We start from the raw sequence: 15,973 nt of genomic DNA, 5'->3' as shown, positions 1-15,973 counted from the left end.
GCAGGGCGGCATACGACTAATCGAAGTACTCCTTTTTATGCCGGCTTGGGCATCGCAAATCGACGGTCTTTAAAGCTGACCGTTCGTTTGAACTCTTCGACGGTGCCGGCCTTACGAATGTTGCCCCATGTGCCCTTGTAATAAGGGATTATGTTTCGATCAGTCCAATCCGTGGTTACGTCGCCTTGAATGCCGTTTACGTAACCGAACAGCATGAACGTCTGGCCGCGCTTGATCTGTGCGACTGGATACACCATGGCATACGTGGAACCGAAGTCGTTATAGACTTCCACGATGTCGCTGGCCGCTACACCGAGCTCCTGGCAATCATCGGGATTAATCTCGATGTAGGCCATGGGATAGCGCTCTTGGGCGAAGCTATTGTATTGATCGTGATAAGCGGTTTGCCATATCTCATTGTTTCGCCCATTGTTGAGCCAGAACTTATATTTTTTCTTTTGAGCCGCAACGGTTTCAGGCAAACCATTCCATGGTGCGGGCAGAAAATGCGCTTTCCCGTCCTCTGTGTCGAACTTTGAGTCGGTATAGAGCATCTCTGTGCCTACAAACTTTCCATCGGTATAAGACTTGACGGGAAGCTGTACGCCGTTATTGCCGGTGGCCCGCAGACGTTCATAGGTAACCAGATGGCCAGAGTCGCCGCCTTGGCTATCGATCTTCGGCGCTCCTGGCTGACCCGCTTGACGGAATCCATCATTGAAGGCATCTTCTTCCGTCTTCCAGTCAAAACCATTGAAGCGCTCGGTCATCGCCGAGTTGCCTTCTTTCTCGTAAAGTGCGCGTACTGTATTGGCGATCTTTGCCGCAATGAGGCAATCGGCCATCGCAGAACCTGGAGCATCCATAAACTTCTCGGATAAACGAATACGCCGCTCTCCATTCATCGACGTCAGGTTGATCTCTCCAGGATGTGCTGCCGGCAGCAATAGATGGGCGGCTTCGGCAAGCTTGGTCGGGTAAAGATTGATGCTTGCGACAAATAACCCGCCCTTCTCTGTTGCCTGATAAATGATATCAACCATCTCTTCGGTGCTGGCCCCTCGCGCCTTTTGCATCGCCTCTTTGACAATGGCTGATCGCTTTAGTACCGCTTCTCGCAACGCTTGCGCATTATTGCTGGTCTGAAAGTTATTGCAGCCCCACCAGGTCATCATGCGACCTTTGCCCTGGATCAGCTCTTGGTCGATATAAATCTTTGTGTCGCCTGGGTAGGGCGGCCGAGTGTAGCCTTCTTGGTGACCACCCATGCGTACGCATCCTGTACCGCGACGGCCAACGTTATGGGTCGCTATAACCAGGCTGAGCAGTGCCGACTGAATGACGTAATTGTCATTGCCCCAAATGATGCCTTTTTCATAGGCGTGCATACTGCGCGGCATCTGGCCTGTCTTCTTAGGCTTATACGACCATTCCGCCGCCATTTTGAGATCCTCGAGGGGCACGCCAGTAATCTTGCTGCACTCCTCAAGTGATAGGCGGTTGGTCTGTACGGCCGAATCGAATCCAGATGTATGCTGTTCAATGAATGGTTTGTCTATCCAGCCCTGCTCCACCACATAGGTAAAAAGGCCATTAAACAGAGCCGTGTCCGTGCCCGGTTCAATCGCCAAATGCAGCACACGCTCCTTGCCTGCAACCTGGCGCGCAATGGCGATGGACGGCGTTTCGCGGGGGTCTACAAATATGATCCGTGTCGGGGGCAACTCCTCATCGGGAAACCGTTCTTTCTTCTTGCCACTGGTTTGACCATAGAGGTTTGGCACCCAATGTTGAAGGAAGTAATTGGTTTGCGACTCGTAAGGATTATTGCCTATGGACCAAAGCACGTCCGCGAACTCCGCGTCTTCGTAAGCATTATTTAGCTCGCCGATGCCCATGTCACGGGTGGCGTGACACTCAGAGTTATACGCGGGGCGATTGTGGATGCGAACCATGGGGGTTTGCAATGCCGAGAACATCAGCTTGCCAGTACCCCATGTATTCTCAAACCCGCCGCCAGCCCCACCGTGATCAAAACAGGAAAACACAATGCCTTCCGGTCCATCCTTATCCAGCGTTTTTTTGAGCAACCCGGCGTAGAGCGCCATGGCTTGATCCCAAGAGGTATCCACCCACTGATCGGCAGCATATAGACGCGGCTGCTTGAGCCGATCCTTGCCATCGCCTTCAGGGGTGTACATATACGTTGCCATCCGGCCACCGCGGGTCGAGCTTAGCCCGCCATTCACGACACACTCCTTATCCGGCAGGATCATGATGTTGTGGCGACTGCCATCGTGCTCGGTAATGACGTTGGTCATGGCTGGGGTCAGCGTGGTGGCATATGGCGGCAGCTGCTGACGAAAATCTAGGCCCAAGGCGTTGTCTTGGGGCGCTCGACCGCCCTCTTTCTGTTCGGGCCACTTATACACGTGATAGCCGCAGCCGACGATACAGAAATGACAGGTCATATTTGTACGCTGGGCGTTTACTGGCGGCAAGGTGATGCGATCTTTTTTGGCTGGCATGACATTTATCTCCGAATTAAATTATGTTGGCTTGACGTCCATAGATCAGCCCATCGACCCCAACGGCTGAAACGGTGTCAGTGGCTTCGTCATACCGCAATAGAACGCGCGGGAGATTCTCTGTTGCCTGTCCGCAAATCATCTGGCCTGCCTTCTCTGCGTCGAACTCGCTGAAATGACATGGGCACTTGAACGTTTTAGTGTTGTTGTCATAGATTGTCGGGCAGCCCATATGGGTGCACAGGGTGCTATACGCGACAATATCGCGATCAGGGCCGACTCCTCCTGGGACAGGGGATCCCAGTTTGATCGCGGTACATGGTGAGCGTTCGTCGGGATAACTGAATGAGAGCGGAGCCTCAACCGTCAGCTTTTGGGCAGCCGTGACGGCTTTGCTCGGATAATCCAACGTAGTTTTGGAGGGGTCGGCCGGCGATGTCTGAGCATTGGCACTCGTGAATGGCACCAAGGTAGCGGCCGCTGCGACACCGCTGCCTCCACTGAGCTTAAGAAAACCGCGTCGATTGATAGTCGTAGAGTCGGACATGGGGGCAATTCCTATTGAAACAATGAACGGTGGTCGGTAACCTGTATATTGATTACGCAATACGCGTGCCAACTATCAACTCACGTCAGGTACGCTCGGAGAAGACAAGAATGGTGGGATTTCGGAGACCAAACGGTAACGTTCTGAGTGGCGATCAGAACCTGTCGTTACCGAACGGTAACGTCCGTCGTCGTCTGCTTACTGCTGGCGTTGCCGCAGTGGGTGCACGCGTGGCTCCTGCATGGAGCCGGGAAGCTGATCAGGCCACCCTACGAATTGGCACCACGGCCGTTTTTCTCGACAATCAGCTCCAGCTATTGGACATTTGGCGCGCTGATCTGCAAGCAACGCTGGGCCAAGCAGTGCAATTCGTACAGCGACGAAGCTATCGAGAGATTGTTGAGCTTTTGCTACGTGGTCACATTGATGCCGCCTGGATTTGCGGTTATCCCTACGTGCTTAATTCAAATCAGTTGCGCTTGGTGGCTGTACCCCAATACAAGGGAGCACCCTTGTATTGTTCTTACTTAATCGTTCCGGATAGCGATCAAAAAACGAAAGCCATTACGCGACTAGAGGATAAAGTTTTCGCCTATAGCGATCCCTTATCTAATTCAGGGTTTCTCATTCCCCGCACGGAGCTATTGGCTCGCCATGAAGATCCGTCAACTTTCTTTCGCAAGTCATTCTTTACTTTTGCTCATCGCAAAGTGGTGCAAGCGGTCGCTGCCGGGCTGGCAGATGGTGGTGCCGTAGACAGCTATGTGTGGGATACGATTATTGCCCAGTTTCCAGCCTGGGCCTCTGGCGCGCGCAAGGTATGGCAATCTCCCGAATATGGCTTCCCACCTCTGGTGGCACGTAAAGAAATGCCTGCATCAACCTTCGACGCATTGAATGCCGCGCTTTTGCAAATGCATGAACGCAACGATGGGAGAATGATACTTGGCCGACTCGCTCTTGATCGATTCGTGAACGGCACGGATTCTTTGTATGATGGCATCAGAAAGCTAAACCAGACCGCTGGAGCGAGTACGTTGGCCGCGGAGGCCGACTCGATGAGTGCGGAATGAGCTCCTTCAGTTGGCGTCGTCCATTTCGCCACATGAGCTATCGATACAAGGCTCCCTTAGCATTGGCCGCAGCCATTCTGGCCACAGAGCTCGTGGTGACAGCGACCTTCATACAGACGTCATATTCGGCAATGCGCCAGGATATGCGCCAAGGGGCACAAGCCCTTATTCGCATGCTGGCCTTATCAGTGCGCGAACCACTTAGACGCGATGATCTTTGGCGTGCGTATGAAGCCATTCGAATTCCGGTCGATGCAACAGGCCCCGTCTCGGGCGTGCAAGCGATCATCGTTCTGGATCAAGATTTCAACGTATACGCAGCATCCGACCCTAAACACTACCCGATCTCGACATCGCTCGCTGCGCTACCTGATGAGCTGACGCACGCAGTCGCCGCACTTCGCAATCCGTCGCAGTCGTTTTATTTTCGATATTCGGGTTACTTTTCTCAAGTCCCGGGGGTTGCGGGAACCGCCGTTCGGTCCGACGACGCAGGCATCGCCGGATACGTGTTGGTTTCATACGATGTAAGCGCTTGGCGACAGCGTGTTTCCAGCCTGCTCACTCGAGTATTTTGGATCAGTATTCCCGGGATTATTCTGTTGCTGCTCATCGGATGGGCATGGGGCAATCAAGTCGCCCGACCTCTGCTTTCACTGGCAAAAGCAATGAAACGCGTAGGCCGCGAGCCGCTGAGCAGTATTCGGCACTCCTTGGACACGACAGGCACCGATGAGATAGGCGTGCTGGGCCAGCAGTTTTCAGGCATGTTGAACGAGCTTGAAGCCAAAGAAGCGCTTGAGCGCGAGATGGTGGCTGCTGAACGGCTGGCGGCGGTAGGCCGGGTCGCCACTGGCGTTGCGCATGAAATCAATAACCCACTTGGCGGGATGATCAATGCGCTTGACACGCTTCAGACGCACGGAACGCCTGATAGGCTGACCACCAAGACTGTTGAACTGGTGCGTCGCGGATTGAGCCAGATCCGTCATACGGTGGGGGCATTACTTGTGGAAGCACGACTCGATGCCTCGCGAATGTTGCCGGCCGACTGGGAGGATCTACGCACGCTCATTGAGCCGGAGCTCAATGCACGGCACGCCAGATTGCTATGGGATGTTCAACCCAATCTTGCTGTTGAGTTGCCCGCCCACTCAGTACGGCAACTGACGCTTAACCTGCTTCTTAACGCGAAAAATGCTGTCGAGCCAGAAGGCAGTGTGAGTTGTTTGGTTCAGCGCACTACCGAATCGCTCACTATCGAGATATCCAATTCAGGACAGCATATTCCCGAAGCTGCTCTACCCCACCTCTTCGAGCCATATCCCGTAGAGCCAACACTGAACCGTAATTCACATGGCCTCGGTTTGTGGGTGACATATCAGATCATTACGCAGTTACGCGGTACGATTGAAGTAAGCAGTGAGCCGGGGTTCACCCGCTTTACGGTTACCCTTCCTTTAAACTCACCATCTTTGGGAGGTCAAGCATGATTGGTCCTCATATTTGCCTGATCGAGGATGATCCGATCATGGGCGAGTCGCTCGTTGAACGTTTCCAGTTGGAAGGCTTCAAGGTGGACTGGCATTTTGGCGCCTATGCGGCACGAGCCGCCATCCTTGCCAATGACTACGCAGTGGTCCTCAGCGATGTGCGGCTGGCCGATTTGGATGGTGACGCGCTATATATGCAGATGCTTCAGGACGGCCATAGTCTTCCGCCCTTCATCCTCATGACGGCATATGCCACTGTTGAGCGCGCCGTAGACATGCTCAAGCTGGGTGTGCGAGATTACATAACGAAGCCCTTCGACCTACCCCGCTTAGTGCAAACTATTCGAGAACTAACCGTCAATCATGAAGTTAATACACATCTGTCAGACGAAAATATTTTGGGGGTTTCCACTGCCGCCCAAGAATTAGCCCAGCTTGTCCCTAGAATTGCCGGGCGAGCGTCGTCGGTTCTTATTACAGGAGAGTCAGGGGTTGGCAAGGAGGTTCTTGCGCGGCTCATTCATCGCAAAGCCGACTCAACCAGCATCGAACGTCCGTTTGTAGCGGTGAACTGTGGAGCGGTTGCGCCCACGCTAGCTGAAGCGGAGTTTTTTGGCTTTGAGCGTGGCGCTTTCACGGGTGCCGATAAGCAAAAGCGCGGTTATCTTGAGCAGGCCAACGGTGGAACGCTGTTCCTGGATGAAGTGGGTGAACTCTCCCTTCCGTTACAAGCCACATTGCTAAGATCCATACAAGAAAAGCGCATTCGGCGTCTTGGCGGCGAGCAAGATGTTGCAACGCAATTCGATCTGGTCTGTGCCACGAACCGTGATCTGGAAAGCATGGTCAAGGAACGTCTATTTCGAGAAGACTTGTACTACCGAATAAATGTTGTCACGTTGCATGTCAAACCCCTTAGGGAACGTCCAGAAGACGTTTATTGGCTAGCGCAGCGCTTTATCAGCGCTATGGCCCAGCGTCTGAATGAGCCCCCAAAATCTTTGCATCCGCTCACCCAATTACGACTACAAGAATATTCATGGCCGGGCAACATCCGCGAATTGCACAACAGAATCGAGCACGCCTGTCTGGTCAGTCCGAACGCCGTTCTACTTCCTAACGACATTTTCGCTTCCGATTGGCAACGAACCGTGCCTCTGAACACGGCCTTTCCCGGTGAAGATGCAGCGCTCAATATTTACCAAGATGCCTGCGAACGGCTTTATATCGAAGAAATGTTGATACGTTTTCAGGGCCATATCACCGAAACAGCCAACGCGCTTAAGATTTCGCGGAAAAACTTATGGGAGAAAATGAAGCGGCACAATATTGAGGCCGCACGCTTACCAAAACAAAGCGCACAAGATGAGCGGGTGAGCGGCTAAGCGCTTCTGATTGCCATACTCTGATATACCCAAGGCACACCGCAGCTAATTGACATTCCCTTGATTCAGCTTTCCGTGGTCTGCGCCTCTTGCTCCATAGCGCGCTGCGCTAAGTGGGCGACCTCGGCAGCCACGCCCTTGCGTTCGCTATACCGATCAGTCAAATAATCGCTGCGGTCCCTAACCAGCAAGGTAAACTTCATCAGCTCTTCCATGACGTCCACGACACGGTCGTAGTACGGCGAAGGGTTCATCCGTCCGTCCTCATTGAACTCCTGGTAAGCCTTCGCCACTGATGACTGATTCGGAATCGTCACCATGCGCATCCAACGACCCAGCACCCGTAATGCGTTGACCGCGTTGAAAGACTGGGATCCGCCGCTGACCTGCATGACAGCCAAAGTGCGGCCTTGGGTCGGGCGCACGCTTCCCAATTCCAGGGGCAGCCAATCGATTTGGCTCTTAAACACCCCGGTTAAGGTGCCGTGACGCTCTGGGCTACACCACACCTGCCCTTCGGACCAGTTTGACAGCGCACGCAACTCGGCCACTTTAGGATGATCTGCGGCGACGCTGTCGGGCATCGGCAGCCCATGTGGATCGAAGATGCGGGTTTCGGCACCCAAGCGGGTCAGTATGCGCGCCGCTTCTTCGGTGAGGAGGCGGCTGTATGAGCGCTCACGCAGCGAACCGTAGAGTAGAAGAATACGTGGTGGATGGGTTGCCCCGCCCGACAAGGAAAGCTTGTCATGAGTGGGCGTATCCAACAGGGTCTCGTCGGCTATGGGCAAAGTCAAATCGGCGGGTGAAGAATAACTGGTCATCAACATTCTCAAACTAATAGAAAAAAGTACTAGGTGGTGCAGGAAGGTGAAGCGTCGTTAACGTACGCGTTGGCCGCGCTCATCAATGACAACTTCCCCATCCTCTTTGATGAAGGGCCCCTGCTGGGCCTGAGGAAGAATATCAAGAACCATCTCCGAAGGCCGGCACAGGCGTACCCCCAATGGCGTAACAACGAAAGGTCGGTTCATTAAGATGGGATGCTCTTGCACCGCGTCGAGCAATTGCGCATCAGTAAGGGCCGTATTATCCAGGCCCAGCTCCATAAACGGAGTGCCTTTTTCACGTAACGCCTGTCGCACCGTTAACCCGGCACGTTGAATTAAATCGGCAAGCGCCTCACGGGATGGCGGTGTTCTCAGGTATTCGATGACAGTGGGCTCTATACCTGCATTGCGAATCAAGCCCAGCGTGTTACGTGAGGTGCCGCAGTCGGGATTGTGGTAGATCGTGATATTGCTCATAACGGTTCCATAAATTTAACATTTCGAGTATTATTGAACAATGAAAGCAAAAAGTATAGTCCGCGCGCTGGCCGCCATTGCCCATGAGTCTCGCCTGGAGGCCTATCGCTACTTGGTGCAGGCCGGTCCTGCCGGCCTGCCGGCAGGGCAACTGTCGGAATTGGTGGGGATTGCGCCCTCCTCGCTCTCCTTTCATCTGAAAGAAATGGTCAATGCAGGACTGGTGTCGTCGCGCCAAGAAGGTCGTTTTGTATTTTATTCAACGGAATACGAAGCCATGAATTCGCTTCTGGCGTATCTGACCGATAACTGCTGCGGCGGAAACCCATGCTCGCCAGTAAAGGTCGACGCCTGTGCTGCTACCCAGAAAACCCACTCTTAACGATTCATACATGCGCTGGCCATTGAGCCGGCGACACTCAACAGAGGAACCTCTGCACCATGTCGGATAAAGTCTATAACACACTGTTTCTTTGCACAGGCAATTCGGCACGCAGCATTATGGCCGAAGTACTACTTAATAATTTCGGTCGTGATCGTTTTCGGGCGTACAGCGCGGGCAGCCGGCCCGGCCCTCAGGTAAACCCCCTTACTATCGAAGTCCTTCAATCCGCTCGACTACCCGTTGAAGGCTTACGCAGCAAAAGCTGGGACGAGTTCGCAAAGTCCACGGCGCCGCAATTGGATTTTGTCATTACCCTTTGCGATAGTGCTGCCGGAGAAGAATGCCCTTTGTGGCCTGGCCAACCGATCACCGCGCATTGGGGCTTTGAAGATCCGTCAGCTTTTGAAGGAACCGCAGAAGCAAAACGGACGTACTTCGACAAGATCTTTCGCCAGATCGCCAATCGGATCAAGATTTTCAATAGTTTGCCATTAACCACGCTAGACCGTGTGGCCATCAAACATGAGCTCGATGCACTGGGTAGTGAAGCGACGCAAACGAGCGCCACCACTCCCTAATAAGCGATATGTGCTCGCGCCGGTTCAGCTCAAGCGCATACCGCGGAGCCGAACCTCTTCTCACGAACCCCTTCCCCTCTTTTGTGTACCGCATATATGAACGTCCTCTTCCTGTGCACGGGCAATTCGTGCCGCTCCATCCTGGCTGAAGCCACTTTCAATCACCTTGCCCCTACTGACTGGAGCGCCATGAGCGCCGGCAGTCATCCTACAGGCCAAGTGCATCCCCGCTCGTTAACGCTGCTTGCACGCGAAGGTATTTCAACTGATGGCTACTTCAGCAAATCATGGGATAACCTGCCGCATACGCCTGATGTCGTCGTCACCGTTTGTGCCAGTGCAGCGGGTGAGATCTGCCCGGCGTACCTGGGGCCCGTCACTCGCACCCATTGGGGCGTTGAGGACCCCGCCCATGCTACGGGCACCGACGAGGAAATCGACAAGGCATTCGATACTGCGTACCGTATTTTGCGCGCCCGCATTGAAGCATTCTTGGCATTGCCGCTCTCTGACCTGAAAAATGATTCGGCTCACCTGAAAATCGAACTGGATCGCATTGGCGAACTGCTTCCTTAGTGCAACACTCGCCCGCGTATTTTTAACCAACGCTTTCATTCTCCAACGCCCCTGCCCTGGGGCGCCTTCCCGTTTGTCGTAAAGAGAGACTCCACGTGCTTGCAGCGCTATTGATTTTTATTGTCACCATCGTCCTGGTCATCTGGCAGCCGCGCGGCTTGAACATAGGCTGGAGCGCTTTGATCGGCGCGGCACTTGCGCTGATTTTCGGTGTTGTCAGCTTCAGCGACATACCCGTGGTCTGGCAAATTGTCTGGAACGCGACCGCCACCTTTGTGGCGATCATCATTATCAGCTTGCTCCTGGACGAAGCAGGTTTTTTTGAATGGACGGCGCTGCATGTGGCCAGGTGGGGAGGCGGTCATGGCCGGCGATTATTCGCATTGATTGTCTTGTTGGGGGCCGTGGTATCCGCCTTCTTTGCCAATGACGGTGCGGCCTTGATTCTGACGCCCATCGTCATGGCCATGCTGTTGGCGCTGGGGTTCAGCCCTGCGGCCACGCTGGCTTTTGTCATGGCGGCGGGCTTTATTGCCGACACGGCCAGTCTGCCGCTCATCGTATCCAATTTGGTAAATATTGTTTCGGCGGACTTCTTCGATATCAGCTTTGCCCGATATGCCGCGGTGATGGTTCCGGTCAACTTTGTTTCCGTTGCTGCCACCTTGCTGGTTCTGTTGCTGTATTTTCGCCGCAGTATTCCGGCGCGCTACGACGATAGCCAGCTCAAGGAGCCTAAAACGGCGATTCGCGATCTGGCGACCTTTCGCGCCGGCTGGGTGGTGCTGGGGCTGCTATTGGTCAGCTTTTTTACGCTTGAGGGTTTTGGCATCCCGGTCAGCGCCATTGCAGCTCTCGGAGCGCTGGCGCTGCTTCTCGTCGCGGGACGCGGGCATAAAATCAGCACTCTCAAAGTCGTGCGCGAAGCGCCTTGGGCTATCGTCATATTCTCCCTTGGCATGTACTTGGTCGTTTATGGCTTGCGCAATGCAGGGTTGACGGAGATGATCGCCAGCTTGCTCGACTACCTGGCGGGCCATGGGGTGTGGGCGGCTGCCTTGGGTACCGGGGTGCTGACTGCCCTGCTCTCGTCCATCATGAACAACATGCCAACCGTTTTGGTCGGGGCGCTATCTATCGACGCCAGCCAGGCCACGGGCGTAGTCAAAGAAGCCATGATCTATGCCAATGTCATCGGTAGCGACTTGGGCCCCAAAATCACCCCCATAGGCAGCCTGGCCACACTGCTGTGGCTGCACGTCCTGGCACGCAAGGGCATGACCATTACGTGGGGCTATTACTTCAAAGTAGGTATCGTGCTGACTTTGCCTGTATTGCTTGTTACCCTGGCGGCGCTTGCCGTGCGCTTGGGCGCGTTATAGCTACCTCTGTTGGCTGCATGGCTAGCTCGTTGGCTTGACGGCTAGTCCAAGCCGCCAACCAAAAACTAAAGGCAAGCACTACGGCGCAGGCGACAATAGCCCAAACGACAACGTCATACGACATTGTGGTTGACCAGAGCAACGCGGCAGCGACTGGCGCAAGAGCTCTGGCAAGCGTGCTAGGAAAGGTCAATAACCCATTAATCGCACCATAAGCTCGACGGCTTAACATTTCGGGCACCACCAATCCTCGTACGATAGTGAAAATACCATTACTCGCGCCATAGGCAATACATACGGCGACGATCACCCACATGCTTGAAGGCTGGATCGCCAAAACAATAAACACCAAAGGGAATACCGCAACAACAAAGACTCCGATACGTCGCATGGATGTGCCGGAGCCAAAGATGCTGATCAGGATTCGGCCTCCCACCTGGGCAGGCCCTATGGTGGCGATAGCCCAGACCACATTGCTGGTAGTCAAACCACCCTCAAGCAGTAATGGGTACATATGAAAGGTAAAAGCGGTGAATGCACCTGCGTAAGCAGTGAGCGCCAACATGAGTAACCAGAAAACCGGCTTTTGAAACGCTGCCCTGACTTCCTGCTTATCCGTTGTAAGGACATGTCCAATATCCGCATGGCTAAAATGGATGGCATCTTTTTCAGGTCGGATAAAACCGAAATACGCCACCGCGCAAACCAGCCCATTGATAACCGCAAGCACCAGCAACGCATCACGCCAACCCCAATGGTTCAACAAGAACTGTACAAGGGGTATAAATACAGTGCTGGCAAACCCACCCCACAGTGTTATGGCGGTAATACCTGCTCGAGCCCTGCCCGGCCCAACTCGTCGAGCCATCACTGCAAATGCTGGCTCATATAACGCCGCTGCCTGTAAGGCACCGAGGCCAGCAACAAGCAGGTAAAAGCCGATCAAGTTATCGACCTGCGACCAAAGGGCCAACAGTATTCCCGCCATGAGTGATGCACCACCCATAAGCGCCCGGCCGTGCCCCTTATCGACGGCCACACCTACGGGATAGGCGAGAAACCCCGCCAATATTAGACCTATCGTTGCGGCACCATACACGTCCGTCTTGGACCAACCCAGCTCGGCCATCATCGCCTCAGCAATCAAGGGAAAGCTGTAGTACAACGACCCCCACGCACAGATTTGACTGATCCCCAGCGCTGCGATCAGTGCGTACGGACTCTGTGTTGAGCCCGACCGCATAGCCGAGCCCTGCATCTCTACATCAGTATTGGACATGATCACGTTCGTTCTAAGGCTGTACAAGCGCTTGGGTTTCCAACGCCTGGGCCACTTCAAGTGCCGTAGCTTTGGCATAGCGCATTCCGCCGACCAGTGTTGCCGAAGCGAAACCAGTCCATTCGCCATAACCCACCAACCATAAACCAGGCACGTCTACAGACTGAGTTCCGGACAGGGCTACTTTTCCATCAATGCCAACAATGCCCAGCGATTTCAGGTGTTCCAATGCCGGCCGGAACCCGGTGCACCAAATGACCGCATCGAATGCAGTGTGCGACCCATCTTGCCAGATCACGCCCTTGTCCGTGAACTCACGAAATGGACGTACAGCATTAAGTGCACCACGATCGCGCGCAGCTTTGACTGGCTCCACCATGACCACGTCACCTAAGCCACCAGGCGGATCTTCTAATATGCGGCCTTCTTGTTGCGCTTTCCATTTGGCGGTTGCCCGTTCGAACAGGACACGGCCATCCACATCATCCGGAAGGAAAATCGGTTCCGTTTGTGTTACCCATGCGGTCTTAGCCACACGCGATACCTCAGCCAAAATCTGAGCGCCCGAATTTCCGCCTCCTACTACGAGCACCGACTTGTCGGCAAATGGCGCCGCGTTGCGATAGCGTGCTGAATGTATTTGCAGTCCGGTGTAAGAGCGATGATTGGGATAGGCTGGGATAAAGGGGTGGCTCCAGGTTCCCGTCGCGCTGATGACTGCGCGGGCATGCCACACGCCACGATCTGTATGCACAACGAAGCCGTCCTCTCCTCGAAGAACATCCGCCACCGAGACTGGCCGTTCAATCGAGAAATCGTACCGCTTTTCATACTGCGCTAAATATTTCACGACGTCATCGCGCTCTGGATAGCCAGACACAGCCGGCATACCCCAACCGGGCAAGGAACTCCACTGTGCAGGAGAGAACAGATGCAAGGATTCCCAGCCATGGACCCACGCGCCACCCGGTACTTGCCCGTTATCCAGTATTACAAAGCTTAAAGAAGTGCGCCGTAGAAAATACGCGACTGTCAAAGCGGACTGACCCCCGCCAATAATCACCACATCGAAAGTTTGCCCTCTTGTACCGGCTGATATGCTTTTCGAGCACAAATGCTGTCCTTGTTCTGCCATAACTGTTTTACCTTATGCCTCTTGTGCACTCGCAGAGCTGCAAGCAGTGGTTGATCGGCAGCCCGTGGGCTGTTCGATCACATCGAGAAATTGGGTACTGCACACGCCTGTTTCGGGCAGAACCAGTTCGGATCTTCGTGCAGAATCCCAATCGCCTGCCAAAGCCGCCGCTATCGAACGCACCTGCTCGTAGCCGGTCAGCATCAGAAACGTCGGTGCCCTGCCATAGCTTTTCATGCCGGTAATGAACACTCCCTCATCAGGATGTGCCAACTCTTGAACGCCATGAGGGCGCACAGTGCCGCAACTATGTTCATTAGGATCGATCAAAGGCGCTAGCTTAACGGGGCTGCCTGTCGCCGGATCGAGCGCCAGACGTAACTCGGCCATTAGCTCAAGGTTTGGTCGAAAGCCCGTGGCCACGACAATTTCATCCACTGGAGGCAAAGCCTGCTCCATACTGTGTACGATGATCCCCTTTGGTGAGGACGTAATCTTATGGATCCTGATGCCTTGATGAAGCTCAATAGCACCCTCGTCCAAAAGCTGGCGTATTTTCAAGCCGAGCTTGCCGCGCTGTTCCAGTTGATCGTTCTTGCCTCCGCCCAAGATACGTTCTAATGAAGTACTGCGGATGGCCCACAACACGCGGGTGCCTGGCGCAATACGCGCAAGCGCAACCAAATCCTGAAGGGCGTTAAACGCAGAGTGCCCAGCGCCCACCACCAAGACGTGCCTATCGCTATAGCGATGACGTGCACTACCCAAAATGTCGGGAATGCCGTAGGCAATGTGTGCACTATTTTCTTTCTCGCCTAATGCTGGAATACCATGTGCTCCCATCCAGTTAGGTGTTGCGTAGGTCCCTGAGGCGTCGATCACCGCGCTGGCCAACACGTCACGCTCGCCATCGGAGCCGGCAACGCGCAATAAAAAGGGAGCCGAGTTACGGCCTTGGGTTTTCATGACGTCGCGCTCTACCCTGCTTACTGCCAGGACACGACTGTTCAAGTGTAAGTATGGTTCGATTTCCGGTAGCTTAGACAACGGCTGAATATACTGACCCAGTAATTCTTGGCCAGTTGGGTAGGCATCCGGTTGCGGTGTCGTCCAACCACTAGTTATCAATAAGCGCTCTGCCTCCTTGTCGATATTAAAGCGCCAGGGAGAGAACATCTTGACGTGCCCCCACTCATTGATACTGGCTCCGGCCTGCTTACCTGCTTCCAAGATCAGTGGGGTAAGGCCTCTGCTTAGCAAATGCGCTGCGGCAGCAAGTCCAACAGGACCTGCACCAATAATGGCGATAGGATGTTTGATCTTATCCATGAACACTCCTTACGTTGATAGCAAAGCCCTTCTATCAATATGCTGGCTTCACATTTAAGTTGGTAGTAACAACATATAAGACAAAAAAAGACTTGATTGCGTGCGTCAAAAAAGACGGCAGTTCGTCATGCTAGTTCTGTGACTGTTTCAAGCAAACTATGAGTTCGCTCGCCGTATCGCGCTTCGGCTGCCCGCGTAAGCCGCCTTAAAAGCACAAGCGAGGCCTGACGAACTTCGGGAGAGAGGCTCTCAATCATCGCTCGCTCCTCTGCGATCAAGTCTGAGCGGATCGTTGTATATAACTCTTGCCCTGCTACAGTCGCCTGGATCCGGATCGCTCTGCGGTCGTCCTCATCCTCGATGCGAATGACATACCCCTTACGCTCTAAGGCGTTAACGACTCGGCTTGCTGTGCTCTTATCCAGATACATCCCTTCAGCCAGTGATTGAAGCCGCAATGAACCTTGCTTGACCAGCATTTCCAACGCATAGCATTGGGTTACCGAGACGTCGTAGCAGCAAATATGGCCGCGATCTCGAAATTGATAAACACGCACGAGATCATTGAGTGCCTCATATAAGCTCTCTGCATCGCGTGTTAGTAAATCCTGAGTCGACATGATGCTCTCACATATAATTGGTACTAACAACTATATGTGAATTTTCTGCTCTAGGCAATAAGCGGATGGCCGCGCAGGCAAATATCACACTGACGTACTGCTACGCACACCACTATGATTACAAGATGATCAGCATCCGGCATCTGATGATTGAGAAGTCATTCTCTTGACAATATTTGTCTCACACCGTCCCATAAAATACCAGAATGGCGCACTATAATTACTTAACCATTAGCTATCTCCATAATTGCTAATCGTTAAGCAATGTTCTATAAGTATAAATACACTTACAACTTACTCATGACGTATCCACCAATTGAAAAATCCCATGACGCCGAGTCCCATAAACAGCATTG

15 protein-coding genes are annotated in these 15,973 nt (G+C 53.7%); 7 read left to right on the top strand and 8 right to left on the bottom strand.

Translation table 11 applies throughout. The annotated features are described in order from the left end of the window. Window positions 1–35 precede the first annotated feature (35 nt). Together LKR43_RS15905 and LKR43_RS15900 are read right to left on the bottom strand one after the other, a co-directional pair. Window positions 36–2,528 (bottom strand): arsenate reductase (azurin) large subunit, encoded by a 2,493-nt coding sequence (locus LKR43_RS15905; protein WP_113933157.1) that lies wholly within the window; start codon window positions 2,526–2,528, stop codon window positions 36–38. A gap of 16 nt (window positions 2,529–2,544) precedes the next feature. Continuing rightward, on the bottom strand, window positions 2,545–3,075 hold the full coding sequence (locus LKR43_RS15900; protein ID WP_129968242.1) for an arsenate reductase (azurin) small subunit: 531 nt from the start codon (window positions 3,073–3,075) through the stop codon (window positions 2,545–2,547). A gap of 65 nt (window positions 3,076–3,140) precedes the next feature. Here LKR43_RS15900 and LKR43_RS15895 point away from each other — a divergent pair, with 65 nt between their 5' ends. From LKR43_RS15895 to LKR43_RS15885, 3 genes are read left to right on the top strand one after another with little or no spacing between them, the layout of a single operon-like run. Next, window positions 3,141–4,148 carry a PhnD/SsuA/transferrin family substrate-binding protein gene (locus tag LKR43_RS15895; protein ID WP_227685173.1) on the top strand — a complete coding sequence of 336 codons (1,008 nt, stop codon included), beginning with the start codon at window positions 3,141–3,143 and terminating at the stop codon, window positions 4,146–4,148. After that, window positions 4,145–5,641 (top strand): HAMP domain-containing sensor histidine kinase, encoded by a 1,497-nt coding sequence (locus tag LKR43_RS15890; protein ID WP_129968244.1) that lies wholly within the window; start codon window positions 4,145–4,147, stop codon window positions 5,639–5,641. The genes LKR43_RS15895 and LKR43_RS15890 overlap by 4 nt, the downstream gene beginning before the upstream one ends. Continuing rightward, on the top strand, window positions 5,638–7,026 hold the full coding sequence (locus LKR43_RS15885) for a sigma-54 dependent transcriptional regulator (protein WP_227685172.1): 1,389 nt from the start codon (window positions 5,638–5,640) through the stop codon (window positions 7,024–7,026). Before LKR43_RS15890 ends, LKR43_RS15885 begins: the two co-directional genes overlap by 4 nt. 65 nt (window positions 7,027–7,091) lie before the next feature. Here LKR43_RS15885 and arsH read toward each other — a convergent pair whose 3' ends face one another. Both arsH and arsC read right to left on the bottom strand, forming a co-directional pair. Then, entirely contained in the window at window positions 7,092–7,850 is a 759-nt protein-coding gene (arsH, locus tag LKR43_RS15880) for an arsenical resistance protein ArsH (RefSeq protein WP_129968246.1), read from the bottom strand. A gap of 57 nt (window positions 7,851–7,907) precedes the next feature. Further along, window positions 7,908–8,333 (bottom strand): arsenate reductase (glutaredoxin), encoded by a 426-nt coding sequence (arsC, locus tag LKR43_RS15875; protein WP_129968247.1) that lies wholly within the window; start codon window positions 8,331–8,333, stop codon window positions 7,908–7,910. Between the two features lie 40 nt (window positions 8,334–8,373). On the opposite strand from arsC, the gene LKR43_RS15870 reads away from it, so the two are divergent. The 4 genes from LKR43_RS15870 to LKR43_RS15855 all read left to right on the top strand — a co-directional run bounded on the left by LKR43_RS15870 (window position 8,374) and on the right by LKR43_RS15855 (window position 11,254). Further along, on the top strand, window positions 8,374–8,715 hold the full coding sequence (locus tag LKR43_RS15870) for a helix-turn-helix transcriptional regulator (protein ID WP_129968248.1): 342 nt from the start codon (window positions 8,374–8,376) through the stop codon (window positions 8,713–8,715). Window positions 8,716–8,774: 59 nt separating this feature from the next. Then, on the top strand, window positions 8,775–9,296 hold the full coding sequence (locus tag LKR43_RS15865; RefSeq protein ID WP_129968249.1) for an arsenate reductase ArsC: 522 nt from the start codon (window positions 8,775–8,777) through the stop codon (window positions 9,294–9,296). Between the two features lie 96 nt (window positions 9,297–9,392). Continuing rightward, window positions 9,393–9,872, top strand: a complete 480-nt coding sequence (locus LKR43_RS15860; RefSeq protein WP_129968250.1) for an arsenate reductase ArsC — start codon at window positions 9,393–9,395, stop codon at window positions 9,870–9,872. A 95-nt stretch (window positions 9,873–9,967) separates the two neighbouring features. Beyond that, window positions 9,968–11,254 (top strand): arsenic transporter, encoded by a 1,287-nt coding sequence (locus tag LKR43_RS15855; protein WP_129968251.1) that lies wholly within the window; start codon window positions 9,968–9,970, stop codon window positions 11,252–11,254. On the opposite strand, the gene LKR43_RS15850 is transcribed toward LKR43_RS15855, so the two are convergent. The 4 genes from LKR43_RS15850 to LKR43_RS15835 form a co-directional block, all read right to left on the bottom strand. Continuing rightward, complete coding sequence (locus LKR43_RS15850) at window positions 11,214–12,533, bottom strand: MFS transporter (protein WP_227685171.1); 1,320 nt, start codon at window positions 12,531–12,533, stop codon at window positions 11,214–11,216. The genes LKR43_RS15855 and LKR43_RS15850 overlap by 41 nt on opposite strands. A gap of 13 nt (window positions 12,534–12,546) precedes the next feature. Continuing rightward, window positions 12,547–13,668 carry an ArsO family NAD(P)H-dependent flavin-containing monooxygenase gene (locus LKR43_RS15845; protein ID WP_129968252.1) on the bottom strand — a complete coding sequence of 374 codons (1,122 nt, stop codon included), beginning with the start codon at window positions 13,666–13,668 and terminating at the stop codon, window positions 12,547–12,549. A gap of 12 nt (window positions 13,669–13,680) precedes the next feature. After that, entirely contained in the window at window positions 13,681–14,997 is a 1,317-nt protein-coding gene (locus LKR43_RS15840; protein WP_129968253.1) for an NAD(P)-binding domain-containing protein, read from the bottom strand. A gap of 125 nt (window positions 14,998–15,122) precedes the next feature. Continuing rightward, window positions 15,123–15,617 (bottom strand): MarR family winged helix-turn-helix transcriptional regulator, encoded by a 495-nt coding sequence (locus LKR43_RS15835; protein ID WP_227685170.1) that lies wholly within the window; start codon window positions 15,615–15,617, stop codon window positions 15,123–15,125. Window positions 15,618–15,973 lie beyond the last annotated feature (356 nt).

It is taken from the genome of Pusillimonas sp. MFBS29, from assembly GCF_020687695.1.
Taxonomy (GTDB): domain Bacteria; phylum Pseudomonadota; class Gammaproteobacteria; order Burkholderiales; family Burkholderiaceae_B; genus Pusillimonas_C.
This window is presented reverse-complemented; position numbering and strand designations above follow the sequence as displayed.

Excerpts from the sequence above, each read along its gene's own strand:
- arsH (WP_129968246.1), bottom strand. The coding sequence starts at position 7,850 with ATGACCAGTTATTCTTCACCCGCCGATTTGACTTTGCCCATAGCCGAC.
- arsC (WP_129968247.1), bottom strand. The coding sequence starts at position 8,333 with ATGAGCAATATCACGATCTACCACAATCCCGACTGCGGCACCTCACGT.
- LKR43_RS15840 (WP_129968253.1), bottom strand. The coding sequence starts at position 14,997 with ATGGATAAGATCAAACATCCTATCGCCATTATTGGTGCAGGTCCTGTT.
- LKR43_RS15885 (WP_227685172.1), top strand. The coding sequence starts at position 5,638 with ATGATTGGTCCTCATATTTGCCTGATCGAGGATGATCCGATCATGGGC.
- LKR43_RS15900 (WP_129968242.1), bottom strand. The coding sequence starts at position 3,075 with ATGTCCGACTCTACGACTATCAATCGACGCGGTTTTCTTAAGCTCAGT.
- LKR43_RS15890 (WP_129968244.1), top strand. The coding sequence starts at position 4,145 with ATGAGCTCCTTCAGTTGGCGTCGTCCATTTCGCCACATGAGCTATCGA.
- LKR43_RS15850 (WP_227685171.1), bottom strand. The coding sequence starts at position 12,533 with ATGTCCAATACTGATGTAGAGATGCAGGGCTCGGCTATGCGGTCGGGC.
- LKR43_RS15870 (WP_129968248.1), top strand. The coding sequence starts at position 8,374 with ATGAAAGCAAAAAGTATAGTCCGCGCGCTGGCCGCCATTGCCCATGAG.
- LKR43_RS15905 (WP_113933157.1), bottom strand. The coding sequence starts at position 2,528 with ATGCCAGCCAAAAAAGATCGCATCACCTTGCCGCCAGTAAACGCCCAG.
- LKR43_RS15835 (WP_227685170.1), bottom strand. The coding sequence starts at position 15,617 with ATGTCGACTCAGGATTTACTAACACGCGATGCAGAGAGCTTATATGAG.
- LKR43_RS15865 (WP_129968249.1), top strand. The coding sequence starts at position 8,775 with ATGTCGGATAAAGTCTATAACACACTGTTTCTTTGCACAGGCAATTCG.
- LKR43_RS15845 (WP_129968252.1), bottom strand. The coding sequence starts at position 13,668 with ATGGCAGAACAAGGACAGCATTTGTGCTCGAAAAGCATATCAGCCGGT.
- LKR43_RS15860 (WP_129968250.1), top strand. The coding sequence starts at position 9,393 with ATGAACGTCCTCTTCCTGTGCACGGGCAATTCGTGCCGCTCCATCCTG.